The organism is Burkholderia sp. BCC1977, assembly GCF_905339595.1.
In the GTDB taxonomy this organism is placed as follows: domain Bacteria; phylum Pseudomonadota; class Gammaproteobacteria; order Burkholderiales; family Burkholderiaceae; genus Burkholderia.
The window spans coordinates 25,190-42,519 of sequence record NZ_CAJPGQ010000030.1 but is presented as its reverse complement, the minus strand read 5'-3'; the positions used below and the strand labels follow the sequence as shown (position 1 = coordinate 42,519).

Genomic DNA, 17,330 nt, shown 5'->3' with positions numbered 1-17,330 from the left:
GTCACATTTCGTTTAAGTTTGAATCGCGCCCTTGCCGTGAGCCAATGCCCGCCATGTTGCCCGTTCGCCCCCTCGAGCCGGATTGCCGTCATCCCGGTCGCGGACACGCCGACGAGAAGGCGCCATTGCCCGCCCGCATTACCGAATGCATCCGGCCGGCCCGGAAGGCACGCGCCGTGATACGACATGCCTGCCGACTCGCACCGCATCGATGCCGTGCGACGCCCACAGCCCGGCATCGTTTCGCGCCGAGGCCCGGGCGACGTCAGGACAACCCGGACGGAAAGCGGCCGGCATCGTTCGACGACACCGGCCGGACATCTCTTGATGCGCCACGCAATTTCATGACGGTCGCTCCGGCCTCCGACGGACGGTTCGGCACGCGTGGCGGATGGGGCGTTCGAGTTGCGCACCGGCACCACGAACGATACGACAGCAACCCGTGAAATCGAGACGACGCCCCATTACCTGACGGAGCGAGCCCCGTCGGGCGACCAGCGGACTCAGGTTTTCGTCACCTGGGTTTTCGCGAAATAGGTGTACGGCCCGTTCGGACTCCTTTCGGCGATGTATGCCGCACACCACCCGGCGCCCCACGGCTGCTTCGTATTGAAATTCTGGCCGTTTTCGTTATCCCAGCTCCACGCCTTCGCTTCGGTCGGATTGGACGGAAAGCTTCCCGCATACAGGCAGACTCGACCTTGCTGTGCTCGAAACGGCGAATTCGTGGACCACTTGATCCAGCAGGTTCCCTGGTATTCATACAACGACAGTTCCCAGGTGTACGTACCGACACCGGCCACCGGCGCCACTTCCGCTTGAACGTTGCTCATGAATATTCCCCGTAAAGTCCGTATTTCATGACCGATCGAACATGGTCACCGTTTTTTAAAGTGGTGGCTGGACTCCACTCGACGATCGACGAGATGCGCGACCCGGCTCACTCAACTCAACAGCCGCTCGACCTCCTCGATGAGTGCATGACGACGCCGCGCGTCGTGTTCGTAAGCACGCTCGGCCGCCGCGATGTCCGCCCCGCAGTGCGGGCATCGGGATTCGTGCTGCTGGACGTAGCTGTTGCAGGCGCGGCAGACGACCAGCCTCGGCGGGACCCTCCCGACTTCCGGCGCACGCTTGCCCTTGTGTTTCCACGCGAGTTCGACGGTCTGTCCCGAGCGGGAAATGCTCGATACGGGGGTGCCGTCGGCAATGCGTTCGGTGACCAGATCGAAGCGCCCCACCGCGAACGACGTGGGCGCCGCATCCTCGATCTTCTCGATGCGCTCGCGCAGCCCCTGCTTCTTCAATTCGAGCACGCGATAGTGGCAATAGGGATTGTTGCCCGGCTTGCCGAGCAGCGAATGCGAGGTCCACGTGCAGCCACCGCGACACACGTCGGCGTAGTAACAGGTGCGACAGAATCCCCACAGGTCGTCCACCGAGCGCAGCCGGCCGAAATGGATCGCCTCGCTGGTGCGCCAGATTTCCTCCAGCGACAGATCCCGAACGTTGCCGCCCGCGAAACCGACCGTCGCGAGCGACGGGCACCCCTTGACCGTGCCGTCCGCTTCGAGCGCGATGACGGTCTGCCCGGCCGCGCACCCGGTCCAGTGCACCCGCTCGTCCCCGAAGCCGCGCCACAGATGCTCGTGCGGCCCGAAGTAGCCGATGTTGTTGCCGACATTCATCAGCAGGCCGCGCTCAAGCCCCCGCTTGTAGAGATCGGCGAGCAGCGGCATCAGCTCCTCGAGCTGGTACGGCTGCAGGAGCAATTCGTCGTGATCGACCGCGTTGCCCATCGCGACCGTCAACTGAATCTGCCAGTGGGTCGCCCCGATCTCGATGATCGTATCCATCAACGCCGGGAGATCGCGCATCGTTGCCGAACCGATCTGCGTGTTCACACTGACCGCGAGACCGTGCGCACGGGCACGCTTCAGTGTATCGACGGCCCGGTCGAACGATCCCGGGACATTGCGCAACTTGTCGTGCAGCGGCGCCAGGCCGTCCAGCGAGACCCCCAGCCCGTTGAGGCCCGCCTCGACGGCCTGCGCGAGCCGGGCCGGCGTCAGATTGCGGCCGCCCGTCTGCACCGCGCAGTACATCCCGTGCGAGCGGATCGCCTTGATGAGTTGCGCCCAGTCCTTGCGCAGGTATGCCTCGCCGCCGATCATCGACACTTCTCGCGTACCGAGCCGCGCCAGCGCATCGATCACGTCGAGACACTCGGCGGTCGACAGTTCGTTGGTGCGTCGGTGGCCCGCACGCGATCCGCAGTGCAGGCACTTCAGGTCGCACGCCAGCGTGATTTCCCACACGACGTGCACCGGGACGAACCGTTCGTAGTCCTGTTCGCTCAGGAAGCGAACCGGGCGCACCTGATTCTCGTCCATTTCGATGTCCTCGCGTATCGTCTGTCCCGCACCCGCCACTCACCGACCGGCCGTCGGCGGCGGCCGCCGCGAACCGCGGCAGGCACCGCCGCCTCGCACCTGCTCAGCGCCCGGCTTCCAGCCGGGCGATCTCGGCGTTCAGACCGGCAAGGGCTTGCTCGATACGGCCTGCATCGGCGAGCTGTTGTTCGGCCTGGCGGGCGAGCGCCTTCATGCGGCCGAGATCGCCCGATTGCGTCGCCTGCTGCAGGCCGACGCCGTACAGCGGCGTGACCGGATGGCGGGGTTCGAACGGTTGCGGCGCGCCGGCCACCGTCATGATCGCGTGTTCGACTGCATGCCAGCGGTCCCCTTCGAAGAACCGGTAGCTGGCGACCCCCGACTTCCAGTCCGCCTCGACCATGCCCTGCAGCCGGAACGTTTCGGCCAGGCCGCTGGTCGGCCCGGACGGGTTGCCCTGCAGGCTGAGGACGAGTTGCGTCTTGCCGCCCGGCGTCAGCACGATCGGGCTGAACTGGCCCCAGACCTGCGCACTGAATTCGAGCGGCGGCCAGGTCGTCTGGGTGATGCGCGCCACGCCGCTGACCTTCTTGGCCGGCGCGTTGACCAGTAGCGCCAGCGTGAGGACAGGTGCGCCGATAGCCGGCGTTGCGACGCGAAAATTCACGGGAAAAAGAGCGACGGACATGAAATGGCTCCTGTAGCGAATAGGGATCGGGGCAACCGGACCGGTTTCAGTTACCGGCTTCGAGTCGCGCGATTTCGGTCTTCAGCGCCGCCAGCGCCGCAGCAATTTCGTCACGGCTTTGCAGCTGGTGCTTCGCCGCGGCTGCGACCGTCTTCATGTGCGCGAGATCGCCGGAGGCCGCCGCCTGCTGAATGGGCGCACCGTACAAAGGCCGCGGCCCGCCGTGCGGCTCGACGATCACCGGGCCGGGCTCGAGGGGGACGAATTCCCGATCGATCCGTGCCGGCACGTTCTCGAACGAGCGCCAGCTGCCGTCGTCGAAAAAGCTGTACGACGCGACGCCGCCTTGCCAGTCGTTTTCCAGCACGAGATGCAGCCGGAACGTCACGATCGAATTCGAGTTCGGGCCGCCGTCGTTGCCCTGCAGCGTCACCAGGATGCGCGTGTTGACCGGCGGCATCAGCGCCATATAGGTGTAGTTGCCCCAGACGTCGGCATGGAAGTCGACCGGCGGATTCACTGCCTGCCCGATCGTTGCGGTGCCAACCACACTGCCCTCGGGCGCATCCACGAGCAAGGCGAGCCTGAGCGTCGGTGCGCCCGGCATTCCTGTGCCGATGACATAGCCCGCGGGGAAAAGCCCGGTACGTGCGTTTTCTGACATTTGGTCCTCCTGCGTGGTGAACGAAACGGCGATGCGTGCGACGCCAGCTCAGGCCCGCTCGCGCCTCACGATCTCCTGCTTGAGCTTGCCGACCGCCGCGGCAAGGTCCTCGTGCTGCTTCAGAACCGCTTCGGCCTGGCTGAGCAAGGCCTTCATCCTTGACACATCGCCATCCGATATGGCCTGGTGGATCGCTACGCCATAAGGCGGAATGACGTGGCCGGTTTCCCTGTTCATGACGTTCTCGCTAAAAAGGTCGTCGTGCCGATTCGCGGAAGCTCCGCGAGCAATAGATCAAGCAACCGATGTGCCAGTCGTGGATCGACGGGCCTGTGTCCGTGCGCGCTGCCGCCGCTCGACCATCCGAGGACGAATTCGTCCCGCCGTTTGCTGCGCGATGGACGAATGTGTCCATCCGCGGCGGGACCGCCCGATCGTCCGAATGCACGCGCGCGAGGTCCGGTGCCGCGGACGCGTGCCGGCGTGCAAGGTGGGAAAAGACCCGGCGCGCGTCGACACGGCGACGCTGCGCCGGCATGCGCCGTTCGCCACGGTCTCGGGAGAAAGGTGTCACGCGCGCAATCCGCCGTGCCGCGCGCTCAGGACATCGCGTCGATGCGATCGCTACAGCAGGCCAGGAAGCAGGCCCGGATCCTGGAGCGGCGTGGAGGGCGGGCGGACTGCGACGGGCACGTGCAACGGCCGGTCGATCGCTTCGATGATCGACGCCGGGCGGACGGCCTGCCGCGACAGATCCGCGAGATGTCCCATCGCGGCAAGACGCGCGGGCACCGAGCCCAGCGCCAACGCCGTCGAGATCGCGATGCGCAACCCCTGCTCCGCACCCGCGGTATCGCCCAGCATCGATTGCGCACGCGCCTTGAGGATCAACAGCTCACCGAGATACGCACGCTCCTGCCTGCGAATCACCTTGTCGAGCGCATCGGAAACGAGCGCTTCGCATTGCTGCGCGCGCCCCGTGCTCAACAGTATCTCGCCATGCTTCCAGGTCTTGATCGAATAGAACAGCGCGCCGCCCTGCTTTTCGATTTCGTTTTCATAGCCGTCCAGCAGCATCGCCTCGGCGTCGCGGAATTCGCCGATCGCACTCAGATAGCACGCCCTGAAAATCCGCACCGCACCGCCCGAACAGGCCGGTGCGTCGGTCGCCGGTATCGCGTCGAATGCACGGGTCAGGTTCCCGAGCCGCTCGACGTCGTTGAAGAGCATCGCCAGCCACGCCGCGCCTTGCAGGTCGAGCGCACGACCGGGCACATACGGCGGATCGAGTTCCGCGCGCTCGGTCAGACGCTCCATGGCATCGCGTGCGTCGTCGAGTGCGCCGGTCTGGTAAGCGGCGAGACCCTCGAACGTCAATGCGAGCCCCGCGACATCGGCGCCCGAGACGCCGAGCCGCCGGTCGGCGCGGCCGATGCCGGTCAGCCCGCCACGGGAAAGCAACGCCAGCGCTTCCTCACTGTCGCCGAGCCAGAACAGTGTGTTGGCGAGCGCAACGTGCGCGTCGTCGAGCATCGCCCGATCGTCGATCGCGTGCGCGCGGTGAAGCAGTTCCTGCGCGGTGGCACGCGCCCGCGTGAGTTGCAGCGTCACCAGTTGCGTCATCCAGATGCCGAACTGCACGGTGGCGAGTTCGCGGGCGTCGCATACGCCATCGCCGATCGACAATGCCGCCTCGTAACACGCCGTCGCTTCGGGAAACTGCCAGCCGTGGATGCCTCGCAGCACGACGGCAAGCAGGCGATACGCACCGAACTGCAAGCGGCGGCTCTCCTCGGTCGGACTGGCCTTTTTCAGGAGATCGAGGCAGCGGTGCAGCTGCGCGACGGATTCGCGATACTGGATCGCGCCGGCCAACGCCTCGGCACGCTCCAGGCACTGTCGAGCCTCCCCGTGCTGCGCTTCGCGCGCCTTGAGCCGGCGCTCGACGACCTTCCGGCCGACCCCGAGCAACGCGGCCGCGGCGCTCTTGTTATACGACGTCCGTTCGAGCGCGCGGTCGATGAGCAGGCGCTCGGCCGCGGCCAGCTTGTCGCTGCCACCGAATTCGAGCAGGCGGTCCGCGAGCAGCGCGCACGCCATCGCGTCGGGCGCGTCCGTGGCCAGAAACGGGGCGAGCGTGTCGGCGTCGATCCGCGCATGCTCCGCGAACACGCTGAGCTGGCTGACAAGATTGCGCAACTGGCGAACGTTGCCCGGCCACGGATGCTCGCACATGCGCTTGATCGCCGCCGGCGTAAACGCGATCGCGCGCGTTTGCTGGGCGGCAAAATGCGCGACCAGCAGCGGGATGTCCTCGCTGCGTTGCGCGAGCCCCGGCACATTGAGGATGAAAACCGCCAGCCGGTAGAACAAGTCCTCCCTGAAGCGGCCAACCCGCGCTTCTTCCAGCAGGTTTCGATGGGTAGCCGCAACGATGCGCCCGGCAAAGCGCTGGCTTGCCGAGGCGCCGATCGGCCGGAACGTGCGCGTTTCGAGCACGCGCAGCAGTTTGGGCTGCAGCGCCAGCGGCAGCTCGCCGATCTCGTCGAGAAAGAGCGTGCCGGCCCCGACCTGGTCGAACAGGCCGCGGTGGTCGTCGACCGCGCCCGTGAACGCGCCACGGACATGACCGAAGAATTCCGCTTCGATCAGATCATGGGGAATGGCGCCGCAGTTCACGTCGATGAACGGCATGTCGCGCCGCGGGCCGTTTGCGTGAAGGCGCCGCGCCACCAGTTCCTTTCCAGAGCCGGTCGGCCCGACAATCAGTAGCGTATGCTCGGTCGGCGCCACCCGATCGATCATCCGGACCAGTTGGCGAAAGGCTGCCGACACGCCGATCAGCGCATGCGCGTCGAGCGTGCCGTTGCCGTGCGCGCACGCGTCCGGGCCGCAAGCGGCCCCGTTCCGTAGCCCCTTCATCGCACGACGCCCGGCAATCGCGATACCTGTGCGGGCAGGACGATGTCGAGCCGGCAAATGGCGGTCTCGGCGCACGCCGCCGCGCCGACGTCGTGCAATATGCCCGCGCTGCGGACATCTGTCCCCGGTCTTTGCATGCTCTTTCCTATACGGTTAGGCTCTAGAGCGATTCTTTTTCAGTTTTCTTGTGTTTTTAAAACCAGATACCACCACGTCACTTCACGCATCAACCTTTCAGCCCCGCCTGCGGCGCTCCGGGTCGCTGAATAACGGCCGTTGCAGAAGACAGTGTAGAGGGATTTATTCGACCGGGAATCTAAATAAATAGGGCTTGATTATCTTGCGGCCCGATCGAAAGCAGCAATAATCACCACGTTTGTTCAATGATTTCCACCTCGCGTACGGTTGCTTGATACGTCAGCGGAGGTTCCATCGCATCAAAGCCTCGCGCGGGAACGATATTGATGAATTTCATGCGAAAAATTGAAGCCATTCCATCGTAAACATCGACACGATTTTCTTTCGAGACAGCCATTTTTCAACATCCCTTCAAAAATGGTACGCGTGACGCCACGGGATTTTCGAATGGCCGCACGACATCGGCCCGACATTCATTACAAATCAATTTCATAATATCGCTGCTCGCCGCCAGCCCCCCCTTTGCGGGCCACTCAGTCGTTTCATCCATAAACATTCGAATATCGCAATCTGGCCGATCTGTTTATATTTGAATCACACGTGGGCACTAGGTCACGAATAACTTGAAAATGGAAAGTCGCTCCGGCAGAGGATTCCAGCGAATTTCGGCGAAGCATCCGGCCAGCCCGGATCGCCGATGCCACCCGGCTTCGATCAAACCGCACGTCGGTGCAGCCGCGCGTCGTCATTCCGGAATCGGCAACCGCATTCGCCAGCTCAAATTCTTGCGCGCCCGCATCTCGCAGCGCGTGTAGAAGAAATCGGTCTGATAGATGCGCGGGCGTACGAACAGCCCGCGCAGAATCGTCCGCTCGTGAAAATCGTAAGCCCGGTCGTCAAGCTCGGGGCGCTCCGCCCGCAGGCGCCGGCCGTCTTCGCGAAATCGACGGCGAGGCGCGCCCAGCGCCGCCAGGTCGATGTCGCACGCGAAACGGGTATCGAGTTCCGCAGCCGTGCCCGAGTGGGTCGTCGCGAGAATCATCGCGCAGATGCGGTCGCACGCGCGGATTCGCCCCGCCGCCTGGTGTCGGAACCAGTCCGCGCTGCGCTGCTCGTTGTCCTGCGCGCCGGGAACGAAAATCACGTCATGAAACCAGAGCGCGAGTTCGACGGCATCCGGCTCGGGAATCGCGTGCCGCGCCAGGTCGAGGTGACGCAAGCATCGCCGGACATGCACGAGCGTATGGTAGTGGCGCGCCGGCTCCGTATAGCATTGCGCCAGCATGCGATAGACCTCCTCGGCATGCGTCCCGCCGCTGCACGACCACAACGCGACGAACCGCGCCTGCGTCCGCTTCACGTTCGCTCCTTGGCCCGGGACGGCTACGCATGCGCGCCCCATGCCGACATGACTGCGATGCGCTCAGAGAAATTCCCGGCGAATGTCGATACTCGAGCGCTGTCCGATGTTTCCGTAGTGATGCGCGAGCCACGCATCCGCTTCGCGTCGTCCATGGTCATGCAGCTCGCGCAGAAATCCCCAATCCGCGTTGTACTTGCTCGAGATGCTCAGCGCACACAGCGCGTCGTCGGCGCGAATGGAATGAATCAGCATTTCCTTCATGTCGCCGCGTTGTATCGTGCCTTGCTGGATCAGGTCGGTGACGAACGCGATGGCGCGCATCTCGCGCATCAGCGACGAGTTGAAACTGATCTCGCTGATACGGTTGAGAATTTCCGCGGCCGTGATCGGTACACCGCGGCGCACGAGCGGATTGATGTGGACGATCACGACGTCGCGCGTCGCGCAGTTGTAGATGAGCGGATAGATGGCCGGATTTCCCATGTACCCGCCATCCCAGTAGTACTCGCCGTCGATCGAGACCGCCTGGAACAGTGTCGGCACACAGGCCGATGCAAGCACTGCGTCGGCACTGACGTCCACGCCGGTGAAGAGGCGTATTTTCCCCGTCTCGACGTTGGTCGCGCACAGGTACAACCGAATCGGACAGTGCTTGCGCAACGCGTCGAAATCGACCTGGCCTTCGAGCACCTCGCGCAGCGGATTCAGGTTGTGCGGATTGAACTGATACGGCGAAAAAACGCGCAGCATCATGTCGGCGAACGCATACAGCGGCGAATGATCGAGCCCGAAGCTGTGCGTGCCCTTCAGCCACGGCGCCCAGCGCAGCGGGTTGTAGCGCTCCGCCGATTTCGCGACCGCCTGCCAGAAGTCGTGCAGTGCCTGACGCGCACCGTCTTCGCCGCCCTTTTGCAGCCCATACGCGAGTACCGCGGCGTTCATCGCGCCGGCGCTGGTTGCGCTGACGCCTTCGATGTCGAGCCTGCCGTCTTCGAGCATCCGGTCGAGCACGCCCCAGGTGAACGCGCCGTGCATTCCGCCGCCCTGCAACGCGAGCGCGATCGGTTTGCGCGGGACATCGTTGCGGCGTCTTGTGTGCGTGGTTGCCATGCCCGTCTCCTCAGCGCTCCGTTCACGCGGAGCAGCGGCAGGTCATCGAACGCACGTCGTCGCGCGATACGTCGCCGTGCGCCGTCGTTCCATTCATCCTGCGCGCGCGTCCAATGCATCCAGCAGCGCTTTCGCCTCGCGCAGGTCGCTCGTGTCGAAGCCTTCCGTGAAGCAGGCGACCACCTCGGACAGCGCTTGCCTTGCCTCGACCGGCTTACCCTGCCGTTGCAATAGCCGCGCAAGGTCCATCGCGGCTCGCAACTCGAACGCTCCGGCACCCTGCTGGCGTGCTCGCGCGATCGCCCGGCGGAAACAGTCGAGCGCTTCTTCATCGCATGCGGCCGCGGTAGCCTCATCGCTTGCCGCTCCAGTCAAATAGATTCCCCTGAGCCGATACAACTCGGCCTCGTAGCAATGCTCGCCGGATTGCTCGACGATCGCCGTCGCCTCTTCCAGCATGTCCCGTGCCGCCCGCTTGTCACCCGCGCGCCAGTAACTGTCGGCGAGCAACGCGAGCGAATAGGGCCGCTGGTCTTCGCCGCCGGCTGCCCGCTGCGCGTCGAGGCCCAGCCGCATCTGCGCGATGCCGTCCTGGATGTGTCCTTGCGCGCTCATCGCCCAGCCTCGCAGGAGCGTCCCCCACGCGAGCCAGTACGGCAATCCGTGCTCGGTCGATACGGCAATGACAGCTTCCGCGCGCTCGGCGGCAAGCGTCGGCTCCCGCCGCAGCTGATGCAAGTGCGCCGTGTAGGTCAGGCTGAACGCCAGGGACGGCCCATAGGAAAGGTACCGTGCGAGCGCGAGTGCTTCGGCGCTGCGCTTGAGCGCCTGGTCGGGGTATCCCTGAATCCACAAGGTCAACACGAGGAAGCTGAGCGCCCGGATGCCCGGATCGACCCCGTGCGCGAAGACGTGTGCCTGATGCTGCTCCGGATCGTAGATCGCGAGCGCCTGTTCCAGGTGGGTGCGGGCAGCCGTGAAATCGCCCTGCAGAAAGAAGCACGAACCCAGCGCACTATGGGCCTCGATGAGAAAGCCGGGGTCGTTCGCATCGCTGGCGGTACCGAGCATCTGCTGGCCCAGGTCGGTCGCGAGCGCATACTCGCCGCGCACGACGTGGTACATCCGCAATCCCAGCTGAGTCGCAAAGCGCTGCGCTACCTCGCCGGTCCGCTCGCACAACTCGAGCGCTCGCGTATAGGTCGCGCCCACCTCCGTCGCGCCATACCCGCGCACATCCATCAAGACCGGCCCGAGGGAAAGCAGCAGTGTCAGCTCCCAATGCGCGCGCATGGGTGTGTCCGGCAAGCCCTTCAGCAACGCAAGCGCCGCGCCGAGGTGATTCATGGCATCGTGATGGGCAGCATGGCGCAGCGCCTGCTGAGCCGCACGATGCAGGTATTCGACGGCCTTGGGAATGTTTCCGCTCTGACTGTAGTGGTGCGCCAGTTCGCTGCAGTAATCGGCGATGCGCGTCGGAAACAGCACCTCGATCGCCTGCGCGGTGCGCTCGTGCAGCGTGGTGCGCCGCTCCGTGAGCAACGAGCGCCCGGCGACCTCCTGGGTCAGCGCGTGCTTGAACGAATAATTGACCTCGGGAAAGGCGGGCCGTTCGTAGATGAACTCCGCGGCTTCCAGATGGGCGAGCAGGCGGCGCAGTTCGTCGTCCCGCGCCGACACCTCACCGCAAATGCGCCGGATCAGGCTGAACGGAAACTCGTGGCCGATCACGGCAAGCGCCTGCAGCAGTTCCTTTTCCTCGATCGGAAGCCGGTCGATCCGGGCAGCCAGCACGCCCTGCACGGTGGTCGGGATGTGCAGCGTCGTCGGCGTCTCCACGATGCGATAACGGCCCGCATCGCCGAGCAGCGACTTCTCTTCGACGAGCGTCTGGACCACTTCCTCCATGAAGAACGGGTTGCCCTCCGTCTTCTCCAGAATGAGCTGTTTCAGCGGCACGAGCGTGCGATCCTCGCCGAGCAGCGCCGTGAGCAGTCCTTGCGCATCGGACGGGCCGAGCGGTTCGAGCCGGATCTTGCTGCAATGACCCGCGCCGGCCCACGCAGGCCGATACTCGGGCCGGTAGTTCACCAACAGCAGGATGCGTGCGTCCGGCACGTGGTCGATCAGGTAGGTGAGGAATGCTTCCGTTTCGCGATCCAGCCATTGCAGATCCTCGAACAGCAAATGGACCGGCTGATTCTGGCTCTCGCGCACGAAGATCTGCCTGATCGCGTCGAAGGTGCGGTCGCGCCGGATCTGCGGATCCATCTCGACGAGCACCGACCCGCCCTCGCCGATGCCGAGCAGATAGAGGATGTATGGCACGAGGTCCTCGAAACTGCGCTCGAGCGTCAGCGCCTTGCCGATGACCTTTTCCCGGCAGCGCCGCTCGTCGTCCTGCGTCGTGATCTGGAAGTAATTCTTCAGGAGTTCGATCAGCGGCAAATTGGAAAACGCCTTGCCGTGCGATACCGAGAACGTCTCCAGCACCAGCGCGCCGCGTCGTGAACGCTCCTTGAACTCGTGGAAAAGGCGCGACTTTCCGACACCGGCCTCCCCGACGACGCCGACCACGCGCCCATGCCCGGCCCGCATGGTCTCCAGGGCCCGGTTCAGGTGTTCCATTTCCGTTTCGCGGCCGACGAACCGCGCGAGACCACGGTGCGCCGACAACTGCAGGCGCGTGCGTAATGCACCCAGGCCCAGCACCTCGTAGACGCACAGCGGCGCGGGGATGCCCTTGAGTTGCGTGGCCCCCAGCGCCTTGAACTCGAAATAGCCTTCGGCCAGCTTGTGGGTGGATTCGCTGACGAGAATCGACGTGGGCGCGGCAATGCCCTCGATCCGCGACGCGATGTGGATCGTATGCCCGAGCGGGTCATATTCGGTGTGCAGGTCGTCGGTGCGGATCGAACGGACGACGACCTCGCCGGTATGAACGCCGACGCGAATCTGCAGAGGAATGCCTTCCTGCAGACGAATGCGGTCGCCATGCTGGCGCATCGCCTGCTGCATGCGCAATGCGGCGAACAGCGCGCGCTGCGCGTGGTCTTCGTGGGCGATCGGCGCGCCGAACAGCGCGAGGATGCCGTCGCCGAGCGATTTGGCGACGTACCCCTCGTAGTAGTGAACCGCTTCCATCATCAGCTCGACCACCGGCACGATCAGGCGATGCGCCACTTCGGGATCGAGATCGTGGATCAACGCGGTCGACCCGGCCATGTCGGCAAACAGCGCGGTAACGGTCTTGCGCTCGCCGGCCGGCTCGCCGCGCGCTTCCATGGCCGCGTGTTCGGCACGGATGCGCTCGGCCAGATGATCGGGCGTGTAATGGATCGGCGTGGGCGACGGCGCCTGCCCCGACGGTCGAGACAATGGCGGCACCGCGGCGGGGGGCGCGAGCGACGTCCCGCAATGGCTGCAGAAGCGGGCTGCCGGCTCCGCCTCATGCCCGCACTGCGGGCATGTGCGGGACAGCACGGCCTGACATTCCTGGCAGAACCTCGCACCGGGAGGATTCTCGGATCCGCAGAGTGTGCAGCGCATAAAACCCTCTTCCTGCCAAGGGTCGACCTCAAAACATTATGCGCCACTCTCCGCGGGGATTCAGGCTGGTAAATGCGCTTACGCATGCCGACGAGCGCAGGAACGAATGGGGCGATGGGTGCGCGCCGCGCGACGCCTGATCCATTGTCGCGTGGCGTCGTCAACGACGACCGTGGCAGTAGCGCGACCCAGGCACGGATCTCATTTTCGACCCGCATCAACAGCAGGTCGCAGGTCGCGGCCAGACGCTTGAATGCCGCGAAGTTCAGTCGGGCAGCGTCCGTCGACCGTCCTCGGGCACGGAATCCCGAACCCTCTTGCGCGCACGCTGCTTCAGCTGATCGGCCATTGCAAGATGACGATGCCGTCGTTGAAATCGGCATCGACGCCATCCTCGGCACCGAGCCAGCCCAGCCAGGCCCGCTCCCCTGCGGACAATGGCGCCAACCGGGCATCCGTTGCGGATTTCCTGCCCTTCGCCGACGCATCGATCCGGATTTTTCCGCCGTTCGAGTTCAGGGTGAACATCCTGACGCCATCGTCACTGCTTCCCAGAAACGCGGCAGCCGGTTCGGTCGCATCGTCGATGAACAGCTTGAGGTCTTGCTTGAAAGCGGCATTCGCATAGAAGATCGCCTTGAAGTCGGTATGGGGCGGCAGGTTGAAGTTGCCGTTGCGGTCCGACGACGGCTTGAAATCGGGCTGCTTCGAATCCGCCTGGCCACCGGCGATCTCGATCGACGTCTCCCATCGAAAATAGCCGGACACGGCACCGTCGCGGTCGAGTACGGCGAAATCGGCCGTACACGTCGTGGCGCCCGCAGCCAGTACATCGCCGCGCCAGTAATGGTCCCGCATCGGCCGGCACTGCGGATGCAGCAGGTCGTCGTCGGACGGCACCGGCGTCGTGGCGTCGCGCACCTCCGCTTCGATCGGCGCGACGATGCCCGCGTCCTTCAACGCAAACCGGATGAACAGAACGCTCACTTCGGCACGCAGCGCCAGCGCCGTTTCGCGCAGGCGGAGCTGGTCGCCCGCCGCCAGGCCGGCAAACAGCCGGCTGTCGTTGCGGCCGAGCGGCCCGGTGTCACCGGGGCTCACCACGTAGATGTGGCGGCCGTCGATCACGGTCGGCGTATCGGCGTTCCTGCTCGCATCGGGATAGGCCGACAGCAGCGTGACGGCATCGACGATCGCGAGCACATCGCAACGAAGACCAGACATGGCACGTCCTCCGGAACAGGAAAATGACGCGGGCGACCGCCGTGCGGCCGCCCGCCTGCCGAGATCAGTTGTGGATCGAGATGAACGGATCCCACTGATAGCAACCCAGCGACTGGCAGTTGCGATCGATGATCTGGAAGTAGAAGTGGTAGGTGACGCGGCCTTCCGACAGCGTTTCCGACGACCAGTAGTAGTTGTCCACCTTCTGGCAGGTCGGCGTCGACGGCGAGCTCGGATTCGGAATCGGGACCGATGCAGTGGCCTTGCGCGGCGTCGGCGTCGAAATCAGGTCCTTGCCCTGGTTGGCGATGAAGCCGTAGAACACCACCTGCTTCTCGAAGCCCAGCGACAGGCTCGTTTCACGCCATCGGATCAGGTCGCCGACCTGGGCTCTCAGGTCGAGTTCGCCGCCCGCCTGCCCGGAAACGACGTTGTCCTGGTTCGTGACCATGTACACGTGCTTCCAGTCGATCAGCGTCGGGCTTTTCGGATCCCGGCTGGGATTCGGATATTTCTGGAGAATCGTTTCGGTATCGATCGAGACGAGCACATCGGTAACGCGTGACATAGGAACTCCAGTTCAGGTAAATGGGGTTGCCGGTGCGCGGACTGCTCCAGACGACCGTCAAGCGCCGAGCGGATGACGATTCGCATGAAACCTTGAAACCTCAAGCTGTTCCGCGATTTAAATTTACACCGATCACTTAACCCGAAAAACCTGTAAATGCTGACAGTTCTCGATTATTTTTATGGAGATTCAAATTTACTAAAACAATATCCCTGATTGACTCCATATTTCATACAGTTTCCAAGAATGCAGAATCCGCGTGCCGGGAGCGAAGCCCTCGCGAGATGGGCCGGGACGCAAACCGGATGCGCCACGCACGCACTGGCCGGGGCGTCCGCCGTATCGATCGCGGGAGACGGGTTTGTCATCACCGCCAGGTCGGCGACGCGCGGACCCAAAGGAATATGTCGCCGCTTCGGCAATACGGTTATCGACGCCGCCGTTTTCGATACGAATCCATGATCTTGAGGGCCACACAGGTTAATTGACCTCCATATTAGATGCGAAATCGAAACAAAAATATTCACACGAATCGCATCGAACGCCGTCATTATTTAACCGAACCTGCAACGACATTATTTCGCCCCGCACGCCATCAGGCAAGATTAATAAAAAAACCGAACCGAAATCACCGACGATATAGGTTCGCGCTCGATCGTGGCCGATAACCCGTCACGCAGTCGTACTGATCGCCCCCGGTACGAGATCACGGGCACATCCGCGCGGCTGGCGCGCCCGCTATTCGACATTGTCCGAAACGTCCGTCATCCGGAGCATGTGCGGCTTGACACCTTCGTCGTCCGCCGCCGCCGCCTCCTTCGGATGGATCAGCGCTTCGAGCCGCGCCTTGGTCGCAATGAATTCGGGCGTGTTGACCTGCGAGTCATCCCGCGGCCGCGCCACCGGCACCTCGATCAGTTCCTGCACGCCTCCCGGGTTCGCCTTCAGCACGAGAATCCGGTCCGCCAGGAAAATCGCCTCGTCGAGATCGTGCGTGATGAACAGGATCGTCACGTCGATGTTGCGCCAGATGTCGAGCAGGTGTGTCTGCATCCGCGCACGCGTCTGCGCGTCGAGTGCGCCGAACGGCTCGTCCATCAGCAGGATGCGCGGACGGTTCGCGAGCGCGCGGGCGATCGCCACGCGCTGCTTCATGCCGCCCGACAACTGGTGCGGATACACGTCGGCGAAACGCGTCAGTCCGACCAGATCGAGCCACTGCAGCGCTTCGCGCTCGGCCTCGCCGCTGCTGCTGCCGTTCATCCGCAGACCGAACATCACGTTCTTCTTCACGGTGAGCCACGGAAACAGCGTATAGCCCTGGAACACCATCCCGCGATCGGCGCCCGGCCCCTGCACGGGCTTGCCGTCCAGCAGCACCTCGCCGCTCGTCTGCGCGTCGAGCCCCGCCAGGATGCGGATCAGCGTCGACTTGCCGCAGCCGGACGGGCCGATCACGCACACGAATTCGCGCCGGTGCGTACGGAAGCTGATGTCGTCGAGCGCGACGCACTCGCCCTGCGGCGTCGCGAAACGCTTGCCGACATGACGCACGTCGAGTATCACGTCGCGGGCTTTCAACCGCGCGAAGCGCTCGCGCACCGCATCGGATTGAATCAGGTAATCGGGAACGGCTTGCGGATTCTGCATGATGCCCTCTACGGAAATCGGTCGATGGATGCGAGTCGAAGAGCGTCACGCCTTCAGCGTGCGATCCCACGGAAACAGCTTGCGGCCGAGCAGCCCGAGCACGATGTCGGTGCCGAGTCCGATGATCCCGATCATCAGGATCGCCGCGTATACGTTGTCGAAATGCTGGTAGCGCGCCTGCTGGCTGATGTACCACGTGATGCCCGAACTCGTGCCGACGAGTTCCGCGACGATCAGGTAGGTCCACGCCCAGCCGAGCAGGATCCGCTGGTCGCGATACAGGTCCGGCAGCACGCCCGGAATCACGACGTGCGTGAGCAGCTTCAGCGTCTTCGTGCCGAGCGTCATCGCGGCCTCGAACAGCCCGTATTCGAGCTTGCGCGTCGTGTTCGCGACGATCAGCACCTGCTGGAACAGCGTGCCGATCACGATGATCGCGATCTTCGGCGCGTCGTAGATGCCGAGAATCGCGACCATCAGCGCGCCGAATGCCGGCGCGGGCAGGTAGCGGAAGAACTCCAGGAACGGCTCCTGCAGCCGCGCGAGCGCACTGAAGGTGCCACAGACGATGCCGAGCGGCACACCGATCGCGGACGAGATCACGAAGCCCCAGAAGATGATCCGGATGCTGTGCCACAGGCTCTCGTGCAGCCACACGCCGTCGCGCGACGCAGGCGGCGTCGTGAACGCCGTATAGAACGCGCGCAGCACCTGATGCGGCGCAGGCAGGTACACCGGATTCGCGCGCACGCCCTCGGGCACGGCCGCGTGCGTCGCACGCGCATGCGCGCGCTCGTCGTCGAACACGTCGCGGTCGATCTGCATGCCGGTCTGGAAATAGTCGACACTCCCCGGATTCGTGATGCGCATTTGCGGATGCCAGACGAACGGCACATAGCTGATCAGGCACCAGACGGCGAACGGCAGCAGGAAGGACGCCAGGCCGAGGGTCCATCTGCCGCGCGCCGTCAGCTCGCGGCGCACGGCGAGCCATCCGGTCGTGTTGCGGGTCGTTGACATGGGAATCTCCGTATCGTTTCGGGTGCCGGCCGCGCGGATGC

At 64.3% G+C, this 17,330-nt stretch carries 14 protein-coding genes; all 14 read right to left on the bottom strand.

All coding sequences use genetic code 11. The features are described 5' to 3' along the window. Positions 1-503 precede the first annotated feature (503 nt). Positions 504-833 (bottom strand): hypothetical protein, encoded by a 330-nt coding sequence (locus U5771_RS23225; RefSeq protein WP_322026122.1) that lies wholly within the window; start codon positions 831-833, stop codon positions 504-506. Between the two features lie 111 nt (positions 834-944). Next, a complete protein-coding gene (locus tag U5771_RS23220; RefSeq protein ID WP_322026121.1) occupies positions 945-2,393 on the bottom strand; it encodes a GDL motif peptide-associated radical SAM/SPASM maturase in 1,449 nt (482 codons plus the stop codon). Between the two features lie 103 nt (positions 2,394-2,496). Further along, positions 2,497-3,081, bottom strand: a complete 585-nt coding sequence (locus U5771_RS23215) for a DUF1842 domain-containing protein (protein ID WP_322026120.1) — start codon at positions 3,079-3,081, stop codon at positions 2,497-2,499. Between the two features lie 46 nt (positions 3,082-3,127). Beyond that, entirely contained in the window at positions 3,128-3,745 is a 618-nt protein-coding gene (locus U5771_RS23210; protein ID WP_322026119.1) for a DUF1842 domain-containing protein, read from the bottom strand. Positions 3,746-3,793: 48 nt separating this feature from the next. Further along, a complete protein-coding gene (locus tag U5771_RS23205; RefSeq protein WP_322026118.1) occupies positions 3,794-3,982 on the bottom strand; it encodes a DUF1843 domain-containing protein in 189 nt (62 codons plus the stop codon). 387 nt (positions 3,983-4,369) lie between these two features. Then, positions 4,370-6,667, bottom strand: coding sequence for a sigma 54-interacting transcriptional regulator (locus U5771_RS23200; RefSeq protein WP_322026117.1), 2,298 nt, complete (start codon positions 6,665-6,667; stop codon positions 4,370-4,372). Between the two features lie 367 nt (positions 6,668-7,034). Continuing rightward, the gene (locus U5771_RS23195) at positions 7,035-7,202 is read right to left on the bottom strand and encodes a hypothetical protein (RefSeq protein ID WP_322026116.1); all 168 of its coding nucleotides are present in this window, start codon (positions 7,200-7,202) and stop codon (positions 7,035-7,037) included. Positions 7,203-7,550: 348 nt separating this feature from the next. Further along, a complete protein-coding gene (locus U5771_RS23190; RefSeq protein ID WP_322026165.1) occupies positions 7,551-8,090 on the bottom strand; it encodes a hypothetical protein in 540 nt (179 codons plus the stop codon). 138 nt (positions 8,091-8,228) lie between these two features. Then, complete coding sequence (locus U5771_RS23185) at positions 8,229-9,278, bottom strand: patatin-like phospholipase family protein (RefSeq protein WP_322026115.1); 1,050 nt, start codon at positions 9,276-9,278, stop codon at positions 8,229-8,231. A 93-nt stretch (positions 9,279-9,371) separates the two neighbouring features. Then, on the bottom strand, positions 9,372-12,827 hold the full coding sequence (locus U5771_RS23180) for an adenylate/guanylate cyclase domain-containing protein (RefSeq protein ID WP_322026114.1): 3,456 nt from the start codon (positions 12,825-12,827) through the stop codon (positions 9,372-9,374). Between the two features lie 333 nt (positions 12,828-13,160). Then, entirely contained in the window at positions 13,161-14,030 is an 870-nt protein-coding gene (locus U5771_RS23175) for an AidA/PixA family protein (protein WP_322026113.1), read from the bottom strand. Between the two features lie 85 nt (positions 14,031-14,115). Beyond that, a complete protein-coding gene (locus tag U5771_RS23170; protein ID WP_322026112.1) occupies positions 14,116-14,619 on the bottom strand; it encodes an inclusion body family protein in 504 nt (167 codons plus the stop codon). Between the two features lie 738 nt (positions 14,620-15,357). Further along, a complete protein-coding gene (locus U5771_RS23165; protein ID WP_322026111.1) occupies positions 15,358-16,269 on the bottom strand; it encodes an ABC transporter ATP-binding protein in 912 nt (303 codons plus the stop codon). A gap of 45 nt (positions 16,270-16,314) precedes the next feature. Continuing rightward, the gene (locus U5771_RS23160) at positions 16,315-17,289 is read right to left on the bottom strand and encodes an ABC transporter permease (protein WP_322026110.1); all 975 of its coding nucleotides are present in this window, start codon (positions 17,287-17,289) and stop codon (positions 16,315-16,317) included. Positions 17,290-17,330: the final 41 nt, after the last annotated feature.